The organism is Mucilaginibacter lacusdianchii, assembly GCF_009770985.1.
GTDB classification, from domain to species: Bacteria; Bacteroidota; Bacteroidia; order Sphingobacteriales; family Sphingobacteriaceae; genus Mucilaginibacter; species Mucilaginibacter lacusdianchii.
The window spans coordinates 1,044,430-1,062,863 of the sequence record NZ_WSRW01000001.1 but is presented as its reverse complement, the minus strand read 5'-3'; the positions used below and the strand labels follow the sequence as shown (position 1 = coordinate 1,062,863).

Genomic DNA, 18,434 nt, shown 5'->3' with positions numbered 1-18,434 from the left:
AATTAGGCTTTTTTTGCTTTTTCTGATTTATTGCCTGATTTTACCTTTTCAACAAAGGTTTTAGCTGGCTTAAAGCTAGGTACAAAGTGCTCGGGAATAATAATAGCGGTATTTTTAGAAATGTTACGAGCTGTTTTCTTAGCTCTTTTCTTTACAACAAAGCTACCGAAACCTCTTACATAAACGTTCTCGCCACCCACCATTGAGTTTTTAACTACTTTAAAAAACGCCTCAACAGTTTCCTGAACGTCAACTTTTTCTATCCCTGTTTTAGTTGAGATTTCAGCTATAATTTCCGCCTTAGTCATGTCTCTTTTTCCTTGTTTATTTTATGTAAATACTTAACTGTTTTGGGGTTGCAAAAGTATAGGTTTATACGGAGATATTGAAATAAAAGATAGTTTTTTTTGAGATACGGCTTGGATAACCTTAAACATGACATATAGTTAACTGTTAGCAGGCGCCTGTTTATTAAATTTGTTAGTTATGAATTTTGCTTCTGAACTGGTAAAATGGTACCATGAAAATAAGCGCGATTTGCCCTGGCGCCATACTACCGATCCCTATATTATCTGGCTTTCTGAAATTATTTTACAGCAAACGCGGGTAGAACAGGGCTTGCCTTACTTTAATCGATTCTTGGAAAAATACCCTAGTGTAACCGATTTTGCCAATGCCAGCGAAGATGATATTTTGAAACTTTGGCAAGGGTTGGGATACTACTCCCGTGGGCGTAACATGCTCAAAACAGCGCAGTTAGTAGAAGAACAGTTTACTGGCCGGTTCCCAACCGCTTATGAGGATTTAATAAAACTAAAAGGTATAGGCGAATATACGGCTGCAGCTATATCGTCCTTTTCGGCCAATGAAGCAAGGGCCGTGGTGGATGGTAACGTATATAGGGTACTGGCCCGTTACTTTGGCATTGATGAGCCTATTAACAGTCCCAAAGGTAAAAAGCAATTTCAGCAGTTGGCAGACGAGGTATTGAACAAAGATGAACCTGCTTTACATAACCAAGCTATGATGGAGTTTGGGGCAATGCTGTGTAAACCTAAAAACCCAGCATGCGGTATTTGCCCCGTACGGTTGGGCTGCGAGGCGTTTAAAACCAATGCCATTAACTATTTGCCGGTGAAGTTGAAAACGGTTAAAATAAAAGAGCGGTTTTTTAACTATTTTTTGCTGACAGATGGCGAGCGTATACTAATGAACAAGCGTACGAGTAACGATATTTGGACTAACCTATATGATTTACCCATGGTAGAAACGCCAATGCTTTTGCCTGCGGATGAGGTTACGGCACTGCCCGATGTGCAGGAATACTTTGGAAATGACGTTCAAATTAAAGAAATTTTTGGTTTACAAAAGTTTGCGCTGACGCATCAGCGGCTAACTGTAAGGTTTATACACATTGAAAATAAGACAATTAAGCTGCACGAAAACTGGTTTTATACTCACATAGAAAATTTAAAAAAGTTAGCGCTTCCTAAAATCATTTTTATATTTTTAACTAATTTTTTTAAATTTAAATACAATTCTCTATTTTCTAACTAAATCATGTCTGGAATAAACAAAGTAATTCTGGTTGGCCACCTGGGGAAAGACCCGGAGGTAAGGCACCTGGAAGGCGGCGTTTCGGTAGCCAGCTTTCCACTAGCCACATCGGAGAGCTTTAATAAAGATGGCCGCAAAATTGAACAAACCGAGTGGCATAACATCGTCATGTGGCGTGGTTTGGCCGATGTAGCTGCCAAATACCTGCAAAAAGGTAAACTGGTGTATATTGAAGGTAAAATACGTACCCGCTCATTTGAAGATAAAGGTGGTATCAAAAAATATACTACCGAGATAGTGGCCGAAAATTTTACTATCCTAGGCCGCAAAAGCGATTTTGAAAACAATGAAACGCAAAAATATGCTGCAAAAGCAGATGTTGCAGCTGATAGCGGATATGACCGCATGACAGATGCGGATGATTTGCCGTTTTAAGAATATTTACCAGTTATTGCCCTAAACAAAAAGCCCTTCTGCAATCAGAAGGGCTTTTTGTTTTAAACTACTATCTCGCTCCCGGCGGGCAATGCTCGCGTAGATACTGGGTATACAGTGTACGTAAGTGCTGACTAGTGCCTTCGCCTTCGGATATGCTGTGCGTACGGTTAGGGTACGACATCAGCTGAAATTGCTTGTTGTATTTCACCAACTGGTTAATCAGCTGCTCGGCGTTGTTGTAGTGTACGTTATCATCGCCAGTGCCATGAATGTACAACAGGTTGCCGCGCAAGTTTTTGGCGTGGGTAATGGGTGAGCCTTTGATAAAGTACGAACGTCCTTCTTCATCCGTAGGTACGCCCATGTAGCGCTCCTGGTAAATGTTATCGTAAGTTAGCTGGTTGCCTACTGCTGCAATGGCAATGCCGGTTTTGTAAATATCAGGATATTGGAACAACAGGTTTAGAGTAGACGAACCGCCACCGCTCCAGCCCCAAACTGCTACGCGCGAGGTATCAATAAACGCATTTTTGGCAAATAGTGCTTTAGCGGCCATGGCCTGGTCGCGCACGTTGAGTACGCCAATATTGCGGTAGATAGCTTTGCGCCACTCACGGCCTTTAGGCACTGGTGCGCCGCGGTTATCCATGGATACGTAGATGTAACCATCCTCAGCCATATCGCCACTATATAAAAAGTTACGACCAGCGCCCCAGGTGTCGGCAGCGGTTTGTGAAGCCGGTTCGCCGTAAACGTAAAATACAATAGGGTATTTTTTGCTTGGGTCAAAGTTGGCTGGTTTCATCATCCAGCCGTCCATTTTTATACCATCAGCCGTAGTCACCGTAAAAAATTCCGGACCCTTTTTAGCCTGCGCTGCATCAACCTTAATTTTGGTAGGCTGGCCATCCAGCGGTTTATGGTCGAGCAGGCTAACCTGCTCACGTGCATAAGGCGTAAAGCTATTGTTAAATGTATGAATAGCTACCAATCCGTTTGGCGAAATATCATAATCATGTGTGCCAGGTTCATCAGCAGGCGTAACGCGCTGCGGTGCCGAGCCGGTTAATTTTACACGGTATAAATAGCGTTGTGCCGCATTATCAGGCGAAGCAATAATGTACATATAACCATGTGCTTCGTCAATACGCTCCAGGCTTACCACATCATAGTTGCCAGGAGTAAGCAAAGTTGCTTTGCCAAAACGGTCAACACTATAGGCATGGCGCCAGCCGTCTTTCTCGGTCAGCCAGATAAACTTTTTACCCTTCTCAACCCAATCCCAGCCGGTAGGTTCAGCTTTGGCATCAATCCAAGCTTTATCCTGCTCTTGATAAATGACACGCGATGCATTGCTGGATATGTTGCAGATGAAAATTTTGCTTTCGGTTTGGGCACGGTTCAGTTGCTGTAAAATCAATTCGTTGCTGTTATCAGCCCATTCCATTCGTGGGATATAGTGTTGTACCGCATCACCCGGAATGTTAGCCGTAATGGTTTTGCCATCGGTTACATTTACCACTTTTAACTTGCATGAACTCGGATCAGTACCGGCTACCGGATATTCTACCGGAACGTTGTAAGAATAAGTCGAATCTGTAGTATTCAGCATCAAATAATTGCGGATATTGCTGGCATCAATTTGCCAGTAAGCAATATTGCGGCTATCTGGCGACCAGCGGAAGCCATCACGACAGTCAAACTCTTCTTCATAAGCCCAGTCGAACGTGCCGTTAATTAAGCGGTTGGTGCCATCAGTAGTTAAAGCACGGACAGAACCGCCGGCTAAATCTTCCACATAAATGTTATGCTCGCTTACGTAAGCCGCTTTGGTACCGTCGGGCGATATTTTGGCAAACATTAATGACGATACCGGGCGGTCTTTACCAATTTGGCTCAGCGTTTTGGTGTTTAAATCGTAAACCCAGTAATCGCCACGGGTATCATAACGCCATACGCGCTTGGTGTTGGTGTTGATCAGGATTTTCTGACGATCATCCGAAAACGAAAAGCGCCTTACACTGATGGGGCTGTGGCCTGACGGTGTAAGTGCCGCACGGTTTACCAATACGGTTGGGGTGCCGGGGTTGCGGATGTCCATCTCCACAATGTCGCCGTTGTTGGTGGTATAAAAATGATAGCCGTCTTTAGCCCATTGCAGGCCGCCGCCGCGCTGTGCCTGCGCTACGTACTTGCCTGACATTAGGGCCATTAAAAATAAAGCTGTAAAAACCGATCTGTAAAATCTGCTGTTCATATAAGCACTTAATAATTTAATGGATTATGTAATGTTGTATAATGCTGTTGAAAAAATTGCGTTAAATTAATATTTTAATACGATTATCGCGTTTGCCTTTTCTATGAAAAAAATATACTTGTTTGCTGTATGGTGCTGTTTAACCGCATCTGTAAATGCGCAGAACATCAACCGGAACCGCTTTTTTACTGATAGTTTAGATAATTACATCACCCGGTCGTTAACTAACTGGCGGGTGCCCGGCGCATCTGTTTGTATTGTAAAAGATGGCCGCATTGTTTTGCGTAAGGGGTACGGAATAAAAGAGTTGGGCGTAAATGCCAAGGCCGACGAGAATACCCTTTTTATGATTGGCAGCAATTCAAAAGCTTTTACGGCAACCGCACTGGCTACGCTGCAAGCCGAACGTAAGCTATCGCTGGATGATAAGGTGACCAAATACCTGCCCGATTTTAAACTGGAAAATAAAGGGGCAACCGATATGGCAACCCTACGCGATTTACTGTGCCACCGCATAGGATTCGAAACCTTCCAGGCCGATTTTACTTTTTACAACAGCAACCTTACCCGGCAAGAGATCATCGAAAAAATGAGCCGTGTAAAAGCAGTATACCCGTTCCGCAGCAAATGGGGATACACCAATTCGGCCTATGTAACGGCCGGCGAGGTAATGCAAAAGGTGACCAACAAGCCTTGGGAAGCTTATATCAAAGAAACGCTTTTAGCACCGCTGGGTATGAACAGCACGGCTTTGATGGCTAAAGATTTGAATATATCTTTTAATAAATCAGCTGCACATACTATGAGCGATGGCCGTTTAATAGCCATACCTTACGCCCAGCTGGACAACATGGCACCAGCCGGCGGTATCAGCTCTTGTGCTACCGATATGGCTAAATGGGTAATGGCATTGCTGGATCATGGCAAAGTAGGCAACCGTCAGGTTATTCCGCAGGCAGCCATTAACGTCACTCGGCAGCCGCAGGATTTGATGGGCGAAGATGAAGACGGTGGCTTTATGGCTTACGGGCTCGGCTGGATTTTGCAGGGTTATAAAGGTCACCGCGTGGTAATGCATACAGGCGGCGTAAGCGGCTTTGTATCGTCGGTAACACTGGTACCCGATTTGAATTTAGGTATCGTTATCATGACCAATACCGACCAAAATGATCTGATCAGCACACTGAACCTGGATATTGTTGACGCTTACCTAAAACAACCTTTCCGCAGCCATAGCGATGCGGCATTGGCTGAATTTAAAAACAGCATGTTGCAGGAGCAAAAAGCCGATAAGGCCCGTCGCGATTCAGTAGTGCTAAACCCTCGTCCGGCACTGGCCTTAAACGATTATACCGGCAAGTACACTAACGATTTATACGGCACGATGACTATCGCCCCAGGTGAAAATAACACTTTAGAAGCCCGCTTTGAGCATCACCCTAAAATGTTTGCCCGCTTGCAGCCGCTTGGCGGCAACCGCTTTTACGTAACCTTTTCAGACCCGGTGTTTGGTAAGGCTGTGTTCCCGTTCATCGTACAAAACAATAAGGTGGTTGGTGTGCATGTAAAAGTGGCCGACTTTATTGAATACACGCCTTACGAATTTAGGAAAAGGTAAATAGTAAGAGGATACTGTATTGGTGTTTGATGAAAAGACAAGTTTGTATTTGAAAAGGCAAACTAAAAATTAGACAAACAGTATAATGCAAGCAATATAGTTAGGCCTATTCTAATGAATAGGTTATATGTAACACCAATTCAAAGAATGATATAGTTTAAACAGGAAGCAAAATAAAGACGAAGACGCTGCAATTATTGCAGTTCTTCGTCGGGCAGGTGGTCATCATCTTCCGGATCGGGCTCGCCCAAGTCATCGTTCACGCGTACTTCGCGCAGATCGTTCTCGTCTTCCAAAAAATCATCAAAGTCCTCATCGTCATCACCAGCATCCTCTTCGTCGGGGTATGGACCGGCGGCAACAGTTCGGGTACGCATAGTATGCGCCCTTCTCATTAAAATGTCCTGCCATTCGGTGGCTTGTTGTACAGTAAGTAGCATAATTGGTGCGTTTTGTTTTTAATGAACAGCAGGGTTTTAAAAAATGTTTACGCGGAGTTGATAAAAGGTGTAGGGCAATAGCTTTTGTTGTTTACAGCAGACTGAGGTACTCACCCATACCAGTATTAAGGCAAGGTATCGTACAAATATCTAATTTAATTTTCTCCGCATAAGCTATGAAAGTTTAAACGTTTTCTTTTACCATTTTTAGAAACTACAATATAAAACAATGTCTTTTTAATTTTATATAATGAATCACCAATTTGAATAGATTGATAAAAATTCGGAAACTGAATATCACTTGTGAAATATCTATATGGCATTCTATCATCTCCAGAAAGCACAATTTTTGGAAAATTATGATTTCCTGAGTCAATTAGCTTTTCCTTTACTTTTGCGCTAAACTCCTCTGCAAACAACTCATCCTTTTCCCTACAGCCTAGATTCTTATTATTGAAATAAGGGAAAACAAAGAAAAATAATAGTATACCTAAAAATAAAATTAATAATCCGAATGTCTGACGTATCATAATTAAAAGAAGCTTTATGTATTCAAGTGCTTCATACTGGTGCAAGTACTTAATGAGGAAGCAATCATTATAACCAGTTTACTCCTTGTAGCCACTGCTCCAAGTCATTCTTAAACCTAGCTAAATTAAAGTCTTCAAACTTATACTTTGCTATAACGGGAGCGATTTCCACTATAAGCCGTTGAGCAATTATCTTCTCTCGCTCGGTCTGAGTAACTTGTATAAATTGATCTAAATCTAACATGATATCTAAATAAATTTTCTTCTCTTTTTTAGAATGTCTGATGCGCTGTCTGAAATTATGTTCCGGATTTCTGCAAATAAAGACTACAGTTATTCCTTCGAGCGAACTACCGTAGTATTTTTCTTCAAAAAAGCGTCTGTATTCAAAATCTGAAAGTGTGCTAAGTACTTGTGATATTTTGGATTCCCAATTAGCATCACTTAGAAGGTTAAATCGCATAACTGTTTTATCATTTTATTTCTTGTTCTTCTAAATTTAGACCCCGATTTAGCACAAACCTTAATGTTATGTTTGTATGGAGACTGACTTGTGCTTTTAACGAAACTCTAGCTCCAATAAGTTTCCATACTGGTGCAAGTATGTTGGACTGGGTATAGTAATGGTCACTTGTGCTTTAAGCACATTAGCGGCAGAACTACTTTAACTGCCACCATTATTGTAAAACAATCTTTCAAACCTCTTACTTCCCCTTCCCCGCCATATAATCCAACGTTAAATCGCATAAAGCTTTCACGCCCAAACTAAAGCCGCTTTCGTCAATATAAAAATCGGGCGTATGGTGAGCGGCGGTTTTGGATACGTCGGCCCCCTTAGGCATGCCGCCTAAAAAGAAAAACAAACCGGGTACTTTTTCCTGGTAAAAGCTAAAATCTTCGGCGCCTGTTACGGCAGGCTTTTCGGCCACGTTACGGGCACCGGCGGCGGCTTGCAGGGTAGGCAGCATTTTGGCCGTTAGGGCCGGGTCGTTATAAGTAACCGGGTAGCGTACACTGAAAGGTATTTTCACCTCGGCAGTGGCACCGGCAGCTTCGGCTGTTTTAGTAGCAATTTGTTTAACACGCTCAATCAGTAACTTTTCATCTTCACGGCTTAGCGCGCGCAGGGTGCCCATCATTTCCACCTTTTCGGGGATGATATTAGAGCGGTTTCCGCCATTAATGGAACCGATGGTTACCACAGCCGCATTTTCGGTAACGTTCAAATTGCGACTTACAATGGTTTGCAAGGCGTTAATAATTTGGGCCGATACCACAATAGGGTCAATGCTCATCCAAGGATAAGCACCGTGCGACTGCTTGCCTTTTACCACAATTTGCATATCGTTCACCGCTGCCATGGTACCACCTGGGCGATAGGTGATTTTACCTACCTCGGTTTGGGCATTGATGTGCAGGCCGAATACCACATCTACCTTTGGGTTTTGCAGTACGCCTTCTTTCACCATCAGCTCGGCACCACCTTCTTCACCAAACGGCGGACCTTCCTCCGCTGGTTGAAAGATGAATTTTACGGTACCGTGCAAGTCGTTTTTCATGCCTGATAAAACTTCGGCCACACCCATCAGAATAGACATGTGCGTATCGTGCCCGCAGGCATGCATTACGCCTACTTCGGTACCGTTGAACGTGGTTTTTACTTTAGAGGCAAACGGTAGGTTTACCCGCTCTACTACTGGCAGTCCGTCCATATCGGCACGCAACGCTACCACCGGGCCGGGCTTGCCGCCTTTAAGGATACCTACCACACCAGTTTTAGCTACACCAGTTTTTACGTCGATGCCCAATGACCGCAAGTGCTTGGCGATGATGTCGGCCGTGCGTGTTTCATGGTTGCCTAATTCAGGGTGTTCATGGAAGTCACGGCGCCAGGCTACCAGTTTTGGTTGCAGTGCATCCGCTTTTTGAGATACTTTGGCTTTTAGCGCTTCGGTTTGTGCAAAGGCCGAACCGGTGCTTAACAACAGCGCTAATAAGTAAACTTTTTTCATATCAGGGATTTGGCCTTTAAGATAGTAAAAACGGGCAGACATATAAATACAAAAGGGGCTTTTAGGCCCCTTTTGTATTTATATGCGTAAAGTTTATTTACTGTATAGATAGCATATCTACAACAAACACCAAAACTGAATTAGCCGGTACACCTGCACCTGGTGATCTGTTGCCGTAGCCCAATGCTGACGGAATGAGCAGCAGAATGCGGCCGTTTTTGTTAATATGGGTTAATCCTATTTTCCAACCTTCAATAATGTTGGCATTAGCATTTAAGCTCGTTGTAAAATTACCGCTATCAAACTGGCTCCCGTCAAGCAACTTACCGGTGTAGTTTACATTTACGGTAGAATTGCTGGTGGCATTAGCGCCGGTTCCGGGCGTCATTACTTGGTAATACAAGCCAGACGCATCCTTTACAGGCGTTAAATTATTGGCTTTGATGTAAGCCTGAATTTTAGCGTCATCCTCGGCTGCCTGTTTGGCTGCATCAAACGGTTCAACCTTTTCGGTGTTGCTTTTGGTACAGGCAGATAGCCCTAAAATAATTGCGCTAAGCAGAATTAACAGTTTTTTCATGTTATAAGTATTTACCACCGCTACGTGTTAAACAGTAGTTTTGATACTTAACTCCTGCAATTGTGCATCGGCAATGGTAGATGGCGCATCAATCATCACATCGCGGCCCGAGTTATTTTTTGGGAAGGCAATCACGTCTCGGATAGAATCCAGTCCGGCAAATATTGAACACAATCGATCAAAGCCCAAGGCAATGCCACCATGCGGCGGTGCGCCGTATTCAAAGGCATCCATCAAAAAGCCGAATTGTTTTTGCGCTTCTTCAGGACTAAAGCCCAGATGTTTAAACATTAAGGACTGCAGAGCACGGTCGTAAATACGGATAGATCCGCCGCCCACTTCAATACCGTTAATCACCATGTCGTAAGCGTTGGCGCGTACGGCTCCGGGATTAGTATCCAGCATAGCAATATCCTCGGGTTTAGGCGAGGTGAACGGGTGGTGCATGGCATGCCAGCGGCCGCTTTCTTCATCAAACTCTAACAGCGGGAAATCTAACACCCACAGTGGTGCAAACACATCCTTGCTGCGCAGGCCCAGGCGCGAGCCCATTTCCAAACGCAGTTCGTTCAGTTGTTTGCGTACTTTATCGGTTTGACCGGCCAGTACCAGCACCAGGTCGCCCGGCTTGGTATTAAACGCGGCCGACCATTTTTGCAGTTCTTCTTCGTTATAGAATTTATCTACTGATGATTTTAATGAACCATCATCATTATGGCGCATGTAAATCAGGCCGGTAGCGCCAATTTGTGGGCGTTTCAGCCACTCAGTCAGTTCGTCCAGTTGTTTGCGGGTGTATGATGCAGCGCCTTTGGCGTTGATGCCAACTACCAGTTCTGCGTTATCAAACACGCCAAAGTTTTTGCCTTTTACAATATCGTTCAGCTCTACAAACTGCATCCCGAAACGGATATCCGGTTTGTCGGAACCGTACAGGCGCATGGCATCAGCATACTGCATACGTGGGAAGGTACCTAAGTCAATACCTTTAACGGTGTTGAATAGGTGACGGGCCATCCCTTCAAAAATGTTTAAGATATCTTCCTGTTCAATGAACGACATTTCACAGTCTATCTGCGTAAATTCAGGCTGGCGGTCGGCACGCAAATCTTCATCGCGAAAGCATTTAACAATCTGGAAATAACGGTCAAAACCGCTTACCATCAGCAATTGTTTAAACGTTTGCGGCGATTGCGGCAAAGCATAAAACTCGCCCTGGTTCATACGGCTGGGCACCACAAAGTCGCGTGCACCTTCGGGGGTTGATTTAATCAGCACCGGGGTTTCTACCTCGATAAAGTTCAATCCGTCTAAATATTTACGAATTTCCTGCGCTATTTTGTGGCGCAGCATCAGGTTTTGGCGCAACGGGTTACGGCGTAAATCCAGGTAGCGGTATTTAGCGCGCAACTCTTCGCCGCCGTCGGTTTCGTCTTCTATTAAAAAAGGTGGAATTTTAGCTTCGTTCAGCACATCCAACGCTTCTACAGCAATTTCAATATCACCTGTAGGTATTTTAGAGTTTTTACTGGTGCGTTCTAACACTTTGCCGGTTACCTTAACTACAAACTCGCGGCCCAAGCTGCGGGCGGTTTCGCGCAGTGTCGCATCTGTATCTGTGTTTAACACTAATTGGGTTAAGCCATAGCGGTCGCGTACGTCAATAAAAGTAGTGCCGCCCAAATCGCGCGATTTTTGTACCCAACCGCACAAAGTTACGGTTTGGCCTAAATGGCTCATGTTTAATTCGCCACAAGTATGTGTTCTAAGCATAGTACCAGTTTGTTATAAAGTTTGCAAAAGTAATTATAATTGAATTATCGTGAAATTCAATTTAAACGGAGTAAGTAATGTTTAATTTAAAAGTAAGTGTCATTGCGAGGAGTGCTAACGGCGTGGCAATCCCGTCGCTTACTTAATAAACGCGACGAGATTGCCACGCTATCGCTCGCAATGACAAGACATTTTACTCCTTCGGCTCAAAAATCAGCGTAGCCCAATTATTAGGGTCAAAAATCTCATTGCTGATTTCCAGTAGCTCTTCGGCTGTTACAGCGTTCATCTTATCGAACACATCCTGTAAGCTATCAATGGAGTTAAAATCAATCAGGCTTTTGGCCATCGAGATAATCAGGCTTAACCGGTTTTCTTCGGCCAAGGCGATCTGGCCAATAAACTTCTGTTTAGCCTGTTGCAGTTGTAATGAGCCTAGTTTGTTATCACGTAGCTTTTTCAGCTCTTTATGAACCAAACGCAGTGCTTTGTCAGATTTTTCGGCATCAGTGCCAAAGTAAACTGAAAATATGCCGGTATCAGTAAGCGGTGTATAGCCCGACTCGATGGTGTACGCAATGCCATGCTTTTCGCGGATTTCGAGGTTTAGTCTACTACTCATGCCCATTCCACCCAGCAAATTGTTAAGTAGCAATAAGCCGTTTTTATATTTGTGCGATGATGGATAGGCCAAGCTACCTAGTACGCAATGCACCTGCGAAATAGGTTTTTCAATTACCGTATACTCGCTGATAAGTTTGCCGGGTTGCTGCCTGTTTTTGGCGGATGTATTTGCCGGAATAGCACCCAGATATTTTTCAACCAGTTTAATCAGCTTGTTAAAATCGTAATCGCCAATTACGGCAAATACCATTTGGTGGGTGTTGTAGGTATCTGCTAAAAATTGATTGATATCTGTTCGGCTCAGTTGGTTAACCGACTCTTCGGTGCCCAGTATGTTGTTGCCCAGAGGATGTCCTTTAAACAGAATGCCTTCAAAGTCGTCCTGAATAGCTTCTTCAGGCTGATCCTGGTACGAAGCAATTTCATCCAATATCACACTGCGCTCTTTGGTTAGTTCTTCTTCCGGAAAAGTGGAGTGAAAGATAATATCCTCAAATAAATCCAGCGTGCGCTCCAGATGCTGCTTCAAAAGTGAGGCATGTATGCAGGTATATTCTTTGGTGGTGTAAGCGTTTAAATCGGCGCCTACCAGTTCCAGCCGGTTCAGGATTTGGCTGGTGTTTCGGCGTTCGGTTTGCTTAAACAGCAGGTGTTCTATAAAGTGGGCCAAACCGTCTTTTTGCGGCTGTTCATCGCGCGCGCCGGCATTGATAACAAAGCAGGTGTGGGTGATGGTAGAGGCAGCATATTTATATAAAAGGCGGATGCCGTTAGAAAGCGTATGAACCTGATAATCTATCATGAGCGTGCAAAGATACGGTTATTTGTACCGATATATTTGCGGTTATAATTTCTGTTTTGTGTAATATTGTGTATGAGAATAGACGACCTGGAATTTGAACCGCTTATTGAGCAGGAGACTATTGCCGAACGCATTAACCTACTGTCTGTAGAACTGAATGCTGACTATGCCGGTAAAACGCCGATTTTTATTGGTGTATTAAACGGGAGCTTTCTGTTTGTAGCCGATTTGATTAAACAGATCACTATTCCCTGCGAAGTTACTTTTACCAAGCTGGCCTCATACTTTGGCGGCACGTCCACCAGTCGTAAAATACGGGAGGATATTGACCTGAGCGTCGACATCAGCGGTCGGCATGTTATTATTGTAGAAGATATTGTGGATACAGGTAACACACTGGCCTACCTTATCGAAAAGCTGAAACTAAGCAACCCTGCGTCGATCACTGCATGTTCCATGCTACTTAAACCCGGCAAGCTCGAAACGTCTATTGAAGAACTGCGCTACGTGGGCTTTGAGATTGAAAACGAGTTTGTAGTAGGTTATGGGTTGGATTATAAAGAGCTGGGACGAAATTTGAAAGATATTTATCGGTTGACAAGTACTACAGGTGAGGTGTAAATGCGTTTTTATGGCTGTTTTATGTTATTAGCTATATTAAGATGAAATATATTAAGCTCGCAGCTATTACATGTATCATATCCCTTTTTTCTTGTTCTTCGTTAAAAAAAGAGTATTCAATACAAGCTTCCAGTGGCGTGCCAGTTATTAGCTTTTGTGATTTGCCAAACTATCAAAATAAACAAGTTTATCTGAAGTTTGCTTACAGCGGTATGGAAGAGTATTGGGCAATTTATCCTATAAATCCTGATTTATGTGCAAGAGAATTAAAGGTAGAGTTAGATTTTGAAGAAGAAAAACTGCCTTCAAAAATTGGAAAAGCCTTTGCTAAAGTTCACAGACATTACTGGAATTCTTATTTGATAATTGAAGCAATAGGCATATATGAAACAGGAAAAAAGGGTGGCTATGGACATCTTGGATCGAACAATTCTAGGTTCCTTGTTCAAAAAATAAAAAAGATAAGCTTAGCAAAAAAATCGAAATAACTACCTGCTGTTAATTTGTCTATTAAAAAAAGACGCTTGCATGGATGTACTTGTTATACACTACCCACATAAGCGCCTTTTAAAATAAAAAGTGATATTAAGTATAAAGCTTACGCCGGTACTCCAATCCCAACCTCACTCAATATATCTACCGCTTCTTCAATACTCCGAACACCTTCAATACTAATACGCAGGCTATTCTTAACCTCTTTCATATTTACCCGACGCGGGTTGTTTTTGACAAAGTTGAGCACCTGCATAAACTCCTGCGATTCAAAATATCTGGACTGCTGGTTGGCCAGAAAATAGCCGCGCAATACATTTTTTTTCAGTGATATTTTCTCGAAGCCGATAGCCTTACCCATCCATTGCAGGCGGATGGTATTCAGCAAGTCGTTCACCTGTGGTGGCACGGGTCCAAAGCGGTCGGCTAGTTGCTTTTCAAAGGCTTGCAGCTGGGTTTCGTTTTCCAGTTTAGATACCTCAGTGTACAGGTTATAACGCTCCGTAAGGTTGGTTACATACTCGTCGGGGATGAGGATCTCCATATCCGTATCAATCTGCGTGAAGCTGATGAACGGACGTGGTTTTTCATCCTGGAATACCTCCTTGAATTCTTCGTCTTTCAGTTCCTGAATAGCTTCATCCAGTATCTTATGGTACATTTCAAAGCCGATCTCGGCAATAAAGCCACTTTGTTCGGCACCCAGCAGGTTTCCGCTGCCGCGGATGTCTAAGTCGCGCATGGCCACGTTAAAGCCGCTGCCTAAGTCGGAAAATTCTTCAATAGCACTCAAACGCTTACGCGCTTCAGAAGTAAGGGTTGACAATGGCGGACTCAGCAAGTAACAAAATGCCTTTTTGTTGCTACGGCCTACCCGTCCACGCATCTGGTGCAAATCGCTCAAACCAAACATGTGCGCATGGTTGATGATGATGGTATTGGCATTCGGTATATCCAAACCGGCCTCGATAATAGTAGTGGCAATCAGCACGTCATATTCGTGGTTTACAAACTTGAGCATTACGTCTTCCAGATCATCACCTTCCAACTGACCGTGGGCTATACCGATACGGGCCTTCGGTACTAGTTTCCGAATCATGCCGCCCAGTTGTGGTAGGTCGGCTACGCGGTTATGGATAAAAAATATCTGCCCACCACGGTCAATTTCGTATTCAACCGCTTCCTTAATCAGTTTATCGTTAAACACATGCAGTTCGGTTACTACCGGCTGGCGGTTAGGTGGCGGGGTGGAAATAATAGACAAATCGCGCGCACCCATCAGCGAGAAGTGTAGCGTACGTGGGATAGGCGTTGCCGTAAGCGTCATGGTATCTACGTTGGCACGCATGGCTTTCAGCTTTTCTTTGGTAGCTACGCCAAATTTCTGCTCCTCATCAATAATCATCAGGCCCAGGTCTTTAAACTTTACGTCTTTGCTTACCAGGCGGTGGGTGCCAATAATGATATCCAGTTTGCCTTCGGCCAGTTTGGCCAAGCTGTCTTTAATTTGCTTGTTGGTTTTAAAGCGATTGATAAAATCAATGTTACAAGGAAAACCTTTCAGCCGGTCCGAGAAGGTTTTGAAGTGCTGCGCGGCCAAAATAGTAGTAGGCACCAACACGGCTACCTGCTTGCTATCGGCTACGGCTTTAAAGGCAGCACGGATGGCTACTTCAGTTTTGCCGAAACCTACGTCGCCACAAATCAGTCGGTCCATCGGGTGCGGCGATTCCATGTCGCGTTTAAAATCGGCCGTTGCTTTTTCCTGGTCGGGCGTGTCCTCGTATATAAAGGACGCCTCCAGTTCGGTTTGTAAATAACTATCGGGCGAGAAGGCATTGCCGTGTTGGGCCTTACGCACGGCGTAAAGCTTAATCAGGTCACGGGCGATGTCTTTAACTTTTTTTTTTGTAGTTTTTTTTAACCGCTCCCAAGTATCGGTGCCCAACTTATTCATCCGGGGCACGGCGCCTTCTTTACCGCTAAATTTAGATATACGGTTTAGCGAGTTGATATTTACATAAAGCAAATCGTTATCAGCATAAATCAGGCGTATCATTTCCTGTATTTTGCCGTTCACCTCTACCTTTTCCAGGCCGGCGTATTTGCCAATACCGTGGTCAATGTGGGTAACGTAGTCGCCAGGTTTTAATTCACGCAATTCTTTCAGGGTAATGGCCTGCGTGCGCTGGTAACCTTTACGTAGTTTGTATTTGTAGTAACGGTCAAATATCTGGTGGTCGGTATAGCAGGCCAGGTGTTGCTCGCGATCAATAAAACCTTCGCGAATGGATACATTAACCGGCGTAAATTTTACCGTTTTATCCAGGTCATCAAAAATGGCATATAGCCGTTCTACCTGTTTGGCGTTGTCGGTAAAGATGAGGTTTTCAATTTTATCGGTCTCGTTGTTTTTAATATTGTGTATCAGCAGCTGAAAGTCTTTATTGAACGATGGCTGCGGACGAATGTCAAAGTTAAGCGTATGCTGCGCATCGTAAAAAAATTGTTTGCCAAATTCTACCACTGCAAAATCGTGCAGCTGGTCGGCAATCATTTTTTCATCGGTAAAAGCATATTTGGGGTCAATCCAATCAGGATTCTGGGTTTTCTCATCGGCGGATAGGGCTTTCCACAATTGAGTGGCCTTTTTGTAACCGTCTTTTATAATGTCCAGCGTAAATTGTACATCCTTAATCCATACCTGTGTATCGGCTTCAATATATTCCAATAATGAAATATTATTTTCGGTTAAAAACTTGGATTGTACGTTGGGCACAATGGTGATGGTTTTAACTTGTTCAACCGACAATTGGCTTTCAATTTCGAACGTGCGGATCGATTCAATAAAGTCGCCAAAAAATTCTACCCGGTAAGGCAAATCGTGCGAGAACGAGAAAATGTCCACAATACCACCACGTACCGAAAACTGGCCAGGCTCGTACACAAAATCAACCCTTTCAAAATCGTACTCAATCAAAAACTCGTTGATAAAGTCGATACTTAGTTTGCTGTTTACGCTGATATCCAAGGTGTTTTTTTCGAGCGATGAACGATCAATCACCTTTTCGGCAATAGCCTCTGGGTAGGTAACAATCAGTTGGCCGTACTCGCTGGAATGGTTCAGTTCGTTAAGAACCTCAGCGCGGGCCAGTACGTTACTGCTGTCGGGCTGGGTAAATTCAAACGGTTTGCGGTAAGAGGATGGGAACAGCAAAATTTCCTTGCCGGTCAGGTTTTCCAGATCGGCCTGAAAATAGGCGGCCTCCTCGCGGTCGGGCAAAATGAACAGCTGGTGCTTGTGCTGTAAAAAGTACAAGGCTACCGCAATAGTGGCATCGCTCGAACCAACCAACCCACGCAGCTGAACCCGCGGATTTTTAGAGCTGTTGAGCGCTTTAGCCAGCGCCGTAACCCGCTCATCTGTTTTATATTTTTCTAAAATTTCTCGAATATTCAAAACATGCAAAGATAAGCAAAAAAGATGCCTTAATGTGTGTAAGTAGAGTCAAGAACTGAGAGTCGCAATGCAAGGAGGATAAAGCAATGGAATATTGCGGGCGAAAATTAAAAGAGTATGAATTTTAAGTTTCTATTCATGTAAAAAAATCTTATTTTCAATTAAACGAAATGATTTAAAATAAATCAAACGCATAAGGCACTGGCGAGGCTTGTAAAAGTTTGGTTATGAAAGATTTCTACTACATTTTGGGTTTGGATATAAATTGTACCGCTGTAGAGATTGGCTTGGCGTATAGAAAGCTTTCTGAAAAGTTCAGGCCCGACCTGAATCACCACGATTTGTATTTTGAAAATCGTTATCGCGAAATAAATGAAGCGTTTGATGTGCTAAGCGACCCGGTTCGGCGCAGTAAATACAATGCCGAATTAAAAGCGTTCGAGGTCAATAAAGCTAAGCCGGTTAAAAAGAAGGGCTTTATGGCCAAAACGCAATGGGTGGATGTGGTATTTACCCTGGTGCTAATAGCTATAACGGTTATCTTTGGCAGGTATGTACTGCAATCTGTTACGGCATCCAAAGCTAAAAAAGTATTACCGCAAGTAACAATAGCAGCAGTTCCGGTGCAAACGGTAAAGCATTACCAAAAGAAGAAAAAGTTTAAAGCTACGTATGTTGCTCATGTACAAAAAGCTGGTGTGAACGCAAAGGCAGCTGTTGTATCTGTTCCAGAACCAACTCGTGTTATAGGGCCTCAGCCTGTTCGGGCAATAGCGGTGGTTGACCATACCAGTAACAAGCCTGTTATTAAAAAATCTATTGAGCAAAACGAGGATGACTTACCAACCAATCCCGGCTATTTATTTACAGCCTATTTAAAAGCGAATGAAACCGGCGTAATCAACTTGCGCGAATATGATAGCTTTAGGGCTGATATTATTAGGGTGCTGCCTAATAATACAAAAGTTTATGTGCTCGAGAAAGCGGGTAATTACTGCAAAGTGGCTTATGAAGGTACTGTAGGTTATGTACCTAAATGGACAATAGGCGCTCAGTAACTATCAAGATATTTTTGTTCTAATATTCAGGTTTGGCTTTTGATAAATGGGGCGAGCTTTTAAGCGTTGTTAACCTTGTCGTTTCGGTAGTTTTAACAACCAGCCAGGTTGCATACTTAAAATAGCGATGGCAAAAAGAACCATAAACAAGCAAACAAACTACTGCTTTAAA

At 43.5% G+C, this 18,434-nt stretch carries 16 protein-coding genes; 6 read left to right on the top strand and 10 right to left on the bottom strand.

Annotated features, from left to right (window positions below):
- Nucleotides 1-2 precede the first annotated feature (2 nt).
- On the bottom strand, nt 3-308 hold the full coding sequence (locus GPM24_RS04830) for an HU family DNA-binding protein (RefSeq protein ID WP_158825593.1): 306 nt from the start codon (nt 306-308) through the stop codon (nt 3-5).
- 178 nt (nt 309-486) lie between these two features.
- On the opposite strand from GPM24_RS04830, the gene mutY reads away from it, so the two are divergent.
- Nucleotides 487-1,557: an A/G-specific adenine glycosylase gene (gene mutY / locus GPM24_RS04825; RefSeq protein ID WP_158825592.1), complete on the top strand. Its 1,071-nt coding sequence runs from the start codon at nt 487-489 to the stop codon at nt 1,555-1,557.
- 3 nt (nt 1,558-1,560) lie between these two features.
- The gene (locus tag GPM24_RS04820) at nt 1,561-1,992 is read left to right on the top strand and encodes a single-stranded DNA-binding protein (RefSeq protein ID WP_233268735.1); all 432 of its coding nucleotides are present in this window, start codon (nt 1,561-1,563) and stop codon (nt 1,990-1,992) included.
- A gap of 70 nt (nt 1,993-2,062) precedes the next feature.
- Here the strand turns inward: GPM24_RS04820 and GPM24_RS04815 are convergent, their stop codons facing one another.
- Nucleotides 2,063-4,252: a S9 family peptidase gene (locus tag GPM24_RS04815; RefSeq protein WP_158825591.1), complete on the bottom strand. Its 2,190-nt coding sequence runs from the start codon at nt 4,250-4,252 to the stop codon at nt 2,063-2,065.
- Between the two features lie 103 nt (nt 4,253-4,355).
- Between GPM24_RS04815 and GPM24_RS04810 the strand changes: the two genes are divergently transcribed.
- The gene (locus GPM24_RS04810) at nt 4,356-5,870 is read left to right on the top strand and encodes a serine hydrolase (RefSeq protein ID WP_158825590.1); all 1,515 of its coding nucleotides are present in this window, start codon (nt 4,356-4,358) and stop codon (nt 5,868-5,870) included.
- Nucleotides 5,871-6,064: 194 nt separating this feature from the next.
- On the opposite strand, the gene GPM24_RS04805 is transcribed toward GPM24_RS04810, so the two are convergent.
- From GPM24_RS04805 to GPM24_RS04775, 7 genes are all read right to left on the bottom strand, one after another.
- Nucleotides 6,065-6,310: a hypothetical protein gene (locus GPM24_RS04805; protein ID WP_158825589.1), complete on the bottom strand. Its 246-nt coding sequence runs from the start codon at nt 6,308-6,310 to the stop codon at nt 6,065-6,067.
- A 155-nt stretch (nt 6,311-6,465) separates the two neighbouring features.
- Nucleotides 6,466-6,840 (bottom strand): hypothetical protein, encoded by a 375-nt coding sequence (locus tag GPM24_RS04800; RefSeq protein WP_158825588.1) that lies wholly within the window; start codon nt 6,838-6,840, stop codon nt 6,466-6,468.
- A gap of 67 nt (nt 6,841-6,907) precedes the next feature.
- Entirely contained in the window at nt 6,908-7,303 is a 396-nt protein-coding gene (locus GPM24_RS04795; protein ID WP_158825587.1) for an Imm44 family immunity protein, read from the bottom strand.
- A 241-nt stretch (nt 7,304-7,544) separates the two neighbouring features.
- On the bottom strand, nt 7,545-8,852 hold the full coding sequence (locus tag GPM24_RS04790) for an amidohydrolase (RefSeq protein WP_158825586.1): 1,308 nt from the start codon (nt 8,850-8,852) through the stop codon (nt 7,545-7,547).
- 97 nt (nt 8,853-8,949) lie between these two features.
- Complete coding sequence (locus tag GPM24_RS04785) at nt 8,950-9,432, bottom strand: FKBP-type peptidyl-prolyl cis-trans isomerase (RefSeq protein ID WP_158825585.1); 483 nt, start codon at nt 9,430-9,432, stop codon at nt 8,950-8,952.
- Nucleotides 9,433-9,459: 27 nt separating this feature from the next.
- Nucleotides 9,460-11,205, bottom strand: coding sequence for an aspartate--tRNA ligase (gene aspS / locus GPM24_RS04780; protein ID WP_158825584.1), 1,746 nt, complete (start codon nt 11,203-11,205; stop codon nt 9,460-9,462).
- Between the two features lie 193 nt (nt 11,206-11,398).
- Nucleotides 11,399-12,628: a M16 family metallopeptidase gene (locus GPM24_RS04775; protein ID WP_199269702.1), complete on the bottom strand. Its 1,230-nt coding sequence runs from the start codon at nt 12,626-12,628 to the stop codon at nt 11,399-11,401.
- A 75-nt stretch (nt 12,629-12,703) separates the two neighbouring features.
- Here GPM24_RS04775 and hpt point away from each other — a divergent pair, with 75 nt between their 5' ends.
- The gene (gene hpt / locus GPM24_RS04770) at nt 12,704-13,252 is read left to right on the top strand and encodes a hypoxanthine phosphoribosyltransferase (protein WP_158825582.1); all 549 of its coding nucleotides are present in this window, start codon (nt 12,704-12,706) and stop codon (nt 13,250-13,252) included.
- Nucleotides 13,253-13,293: 41 nt separating this feature from the next.
- Nucleotides 13,294-13,740: a hypothetical protein gene (locus tag GPM24_RS04765; RefSeq protein WP_158825581.1), complete on the top strand. Its 447-nt coding sequence runs from the start codon at nt 13,294-13,296 to the stop codon at nt 13,738-13,740.
- Nucleotides 13,741-13,850: 110 nt separating this feature from the next.
- On the opposite strand, the gene mfd is transcribed toward GPM24_RS04765, so the two are convergent.
- Nucleotides 13,851-17,204, bottom strand: a complete 3,354-nt coding sequence (gene mfd, locus GPM24_RS04760) for a transcription-repair coupling factor (protein ID WP_158825580.1) — start codon at nt 17,202-17,204, stop codon at nt 13,851-13,853.
- A 227-nt stretch (nt 17,205-17,431) separates the two neighbouring features.
- Here mfd and GPM24_RS04755 point away from each other — a divergent pair, with 227 nt between their 5' ends.
- Entirely contained in the window at nt 17,432-18,262 is an 831-nt protein-coding gene (locus tag GPM24_RS04755) for an SH3 domain-containing protein (protein ID WP_158825579.1), read from the top strand.
- The last annotated feature ends 172 nt before the right edge of the window (nt 18,263-18,434 follow it).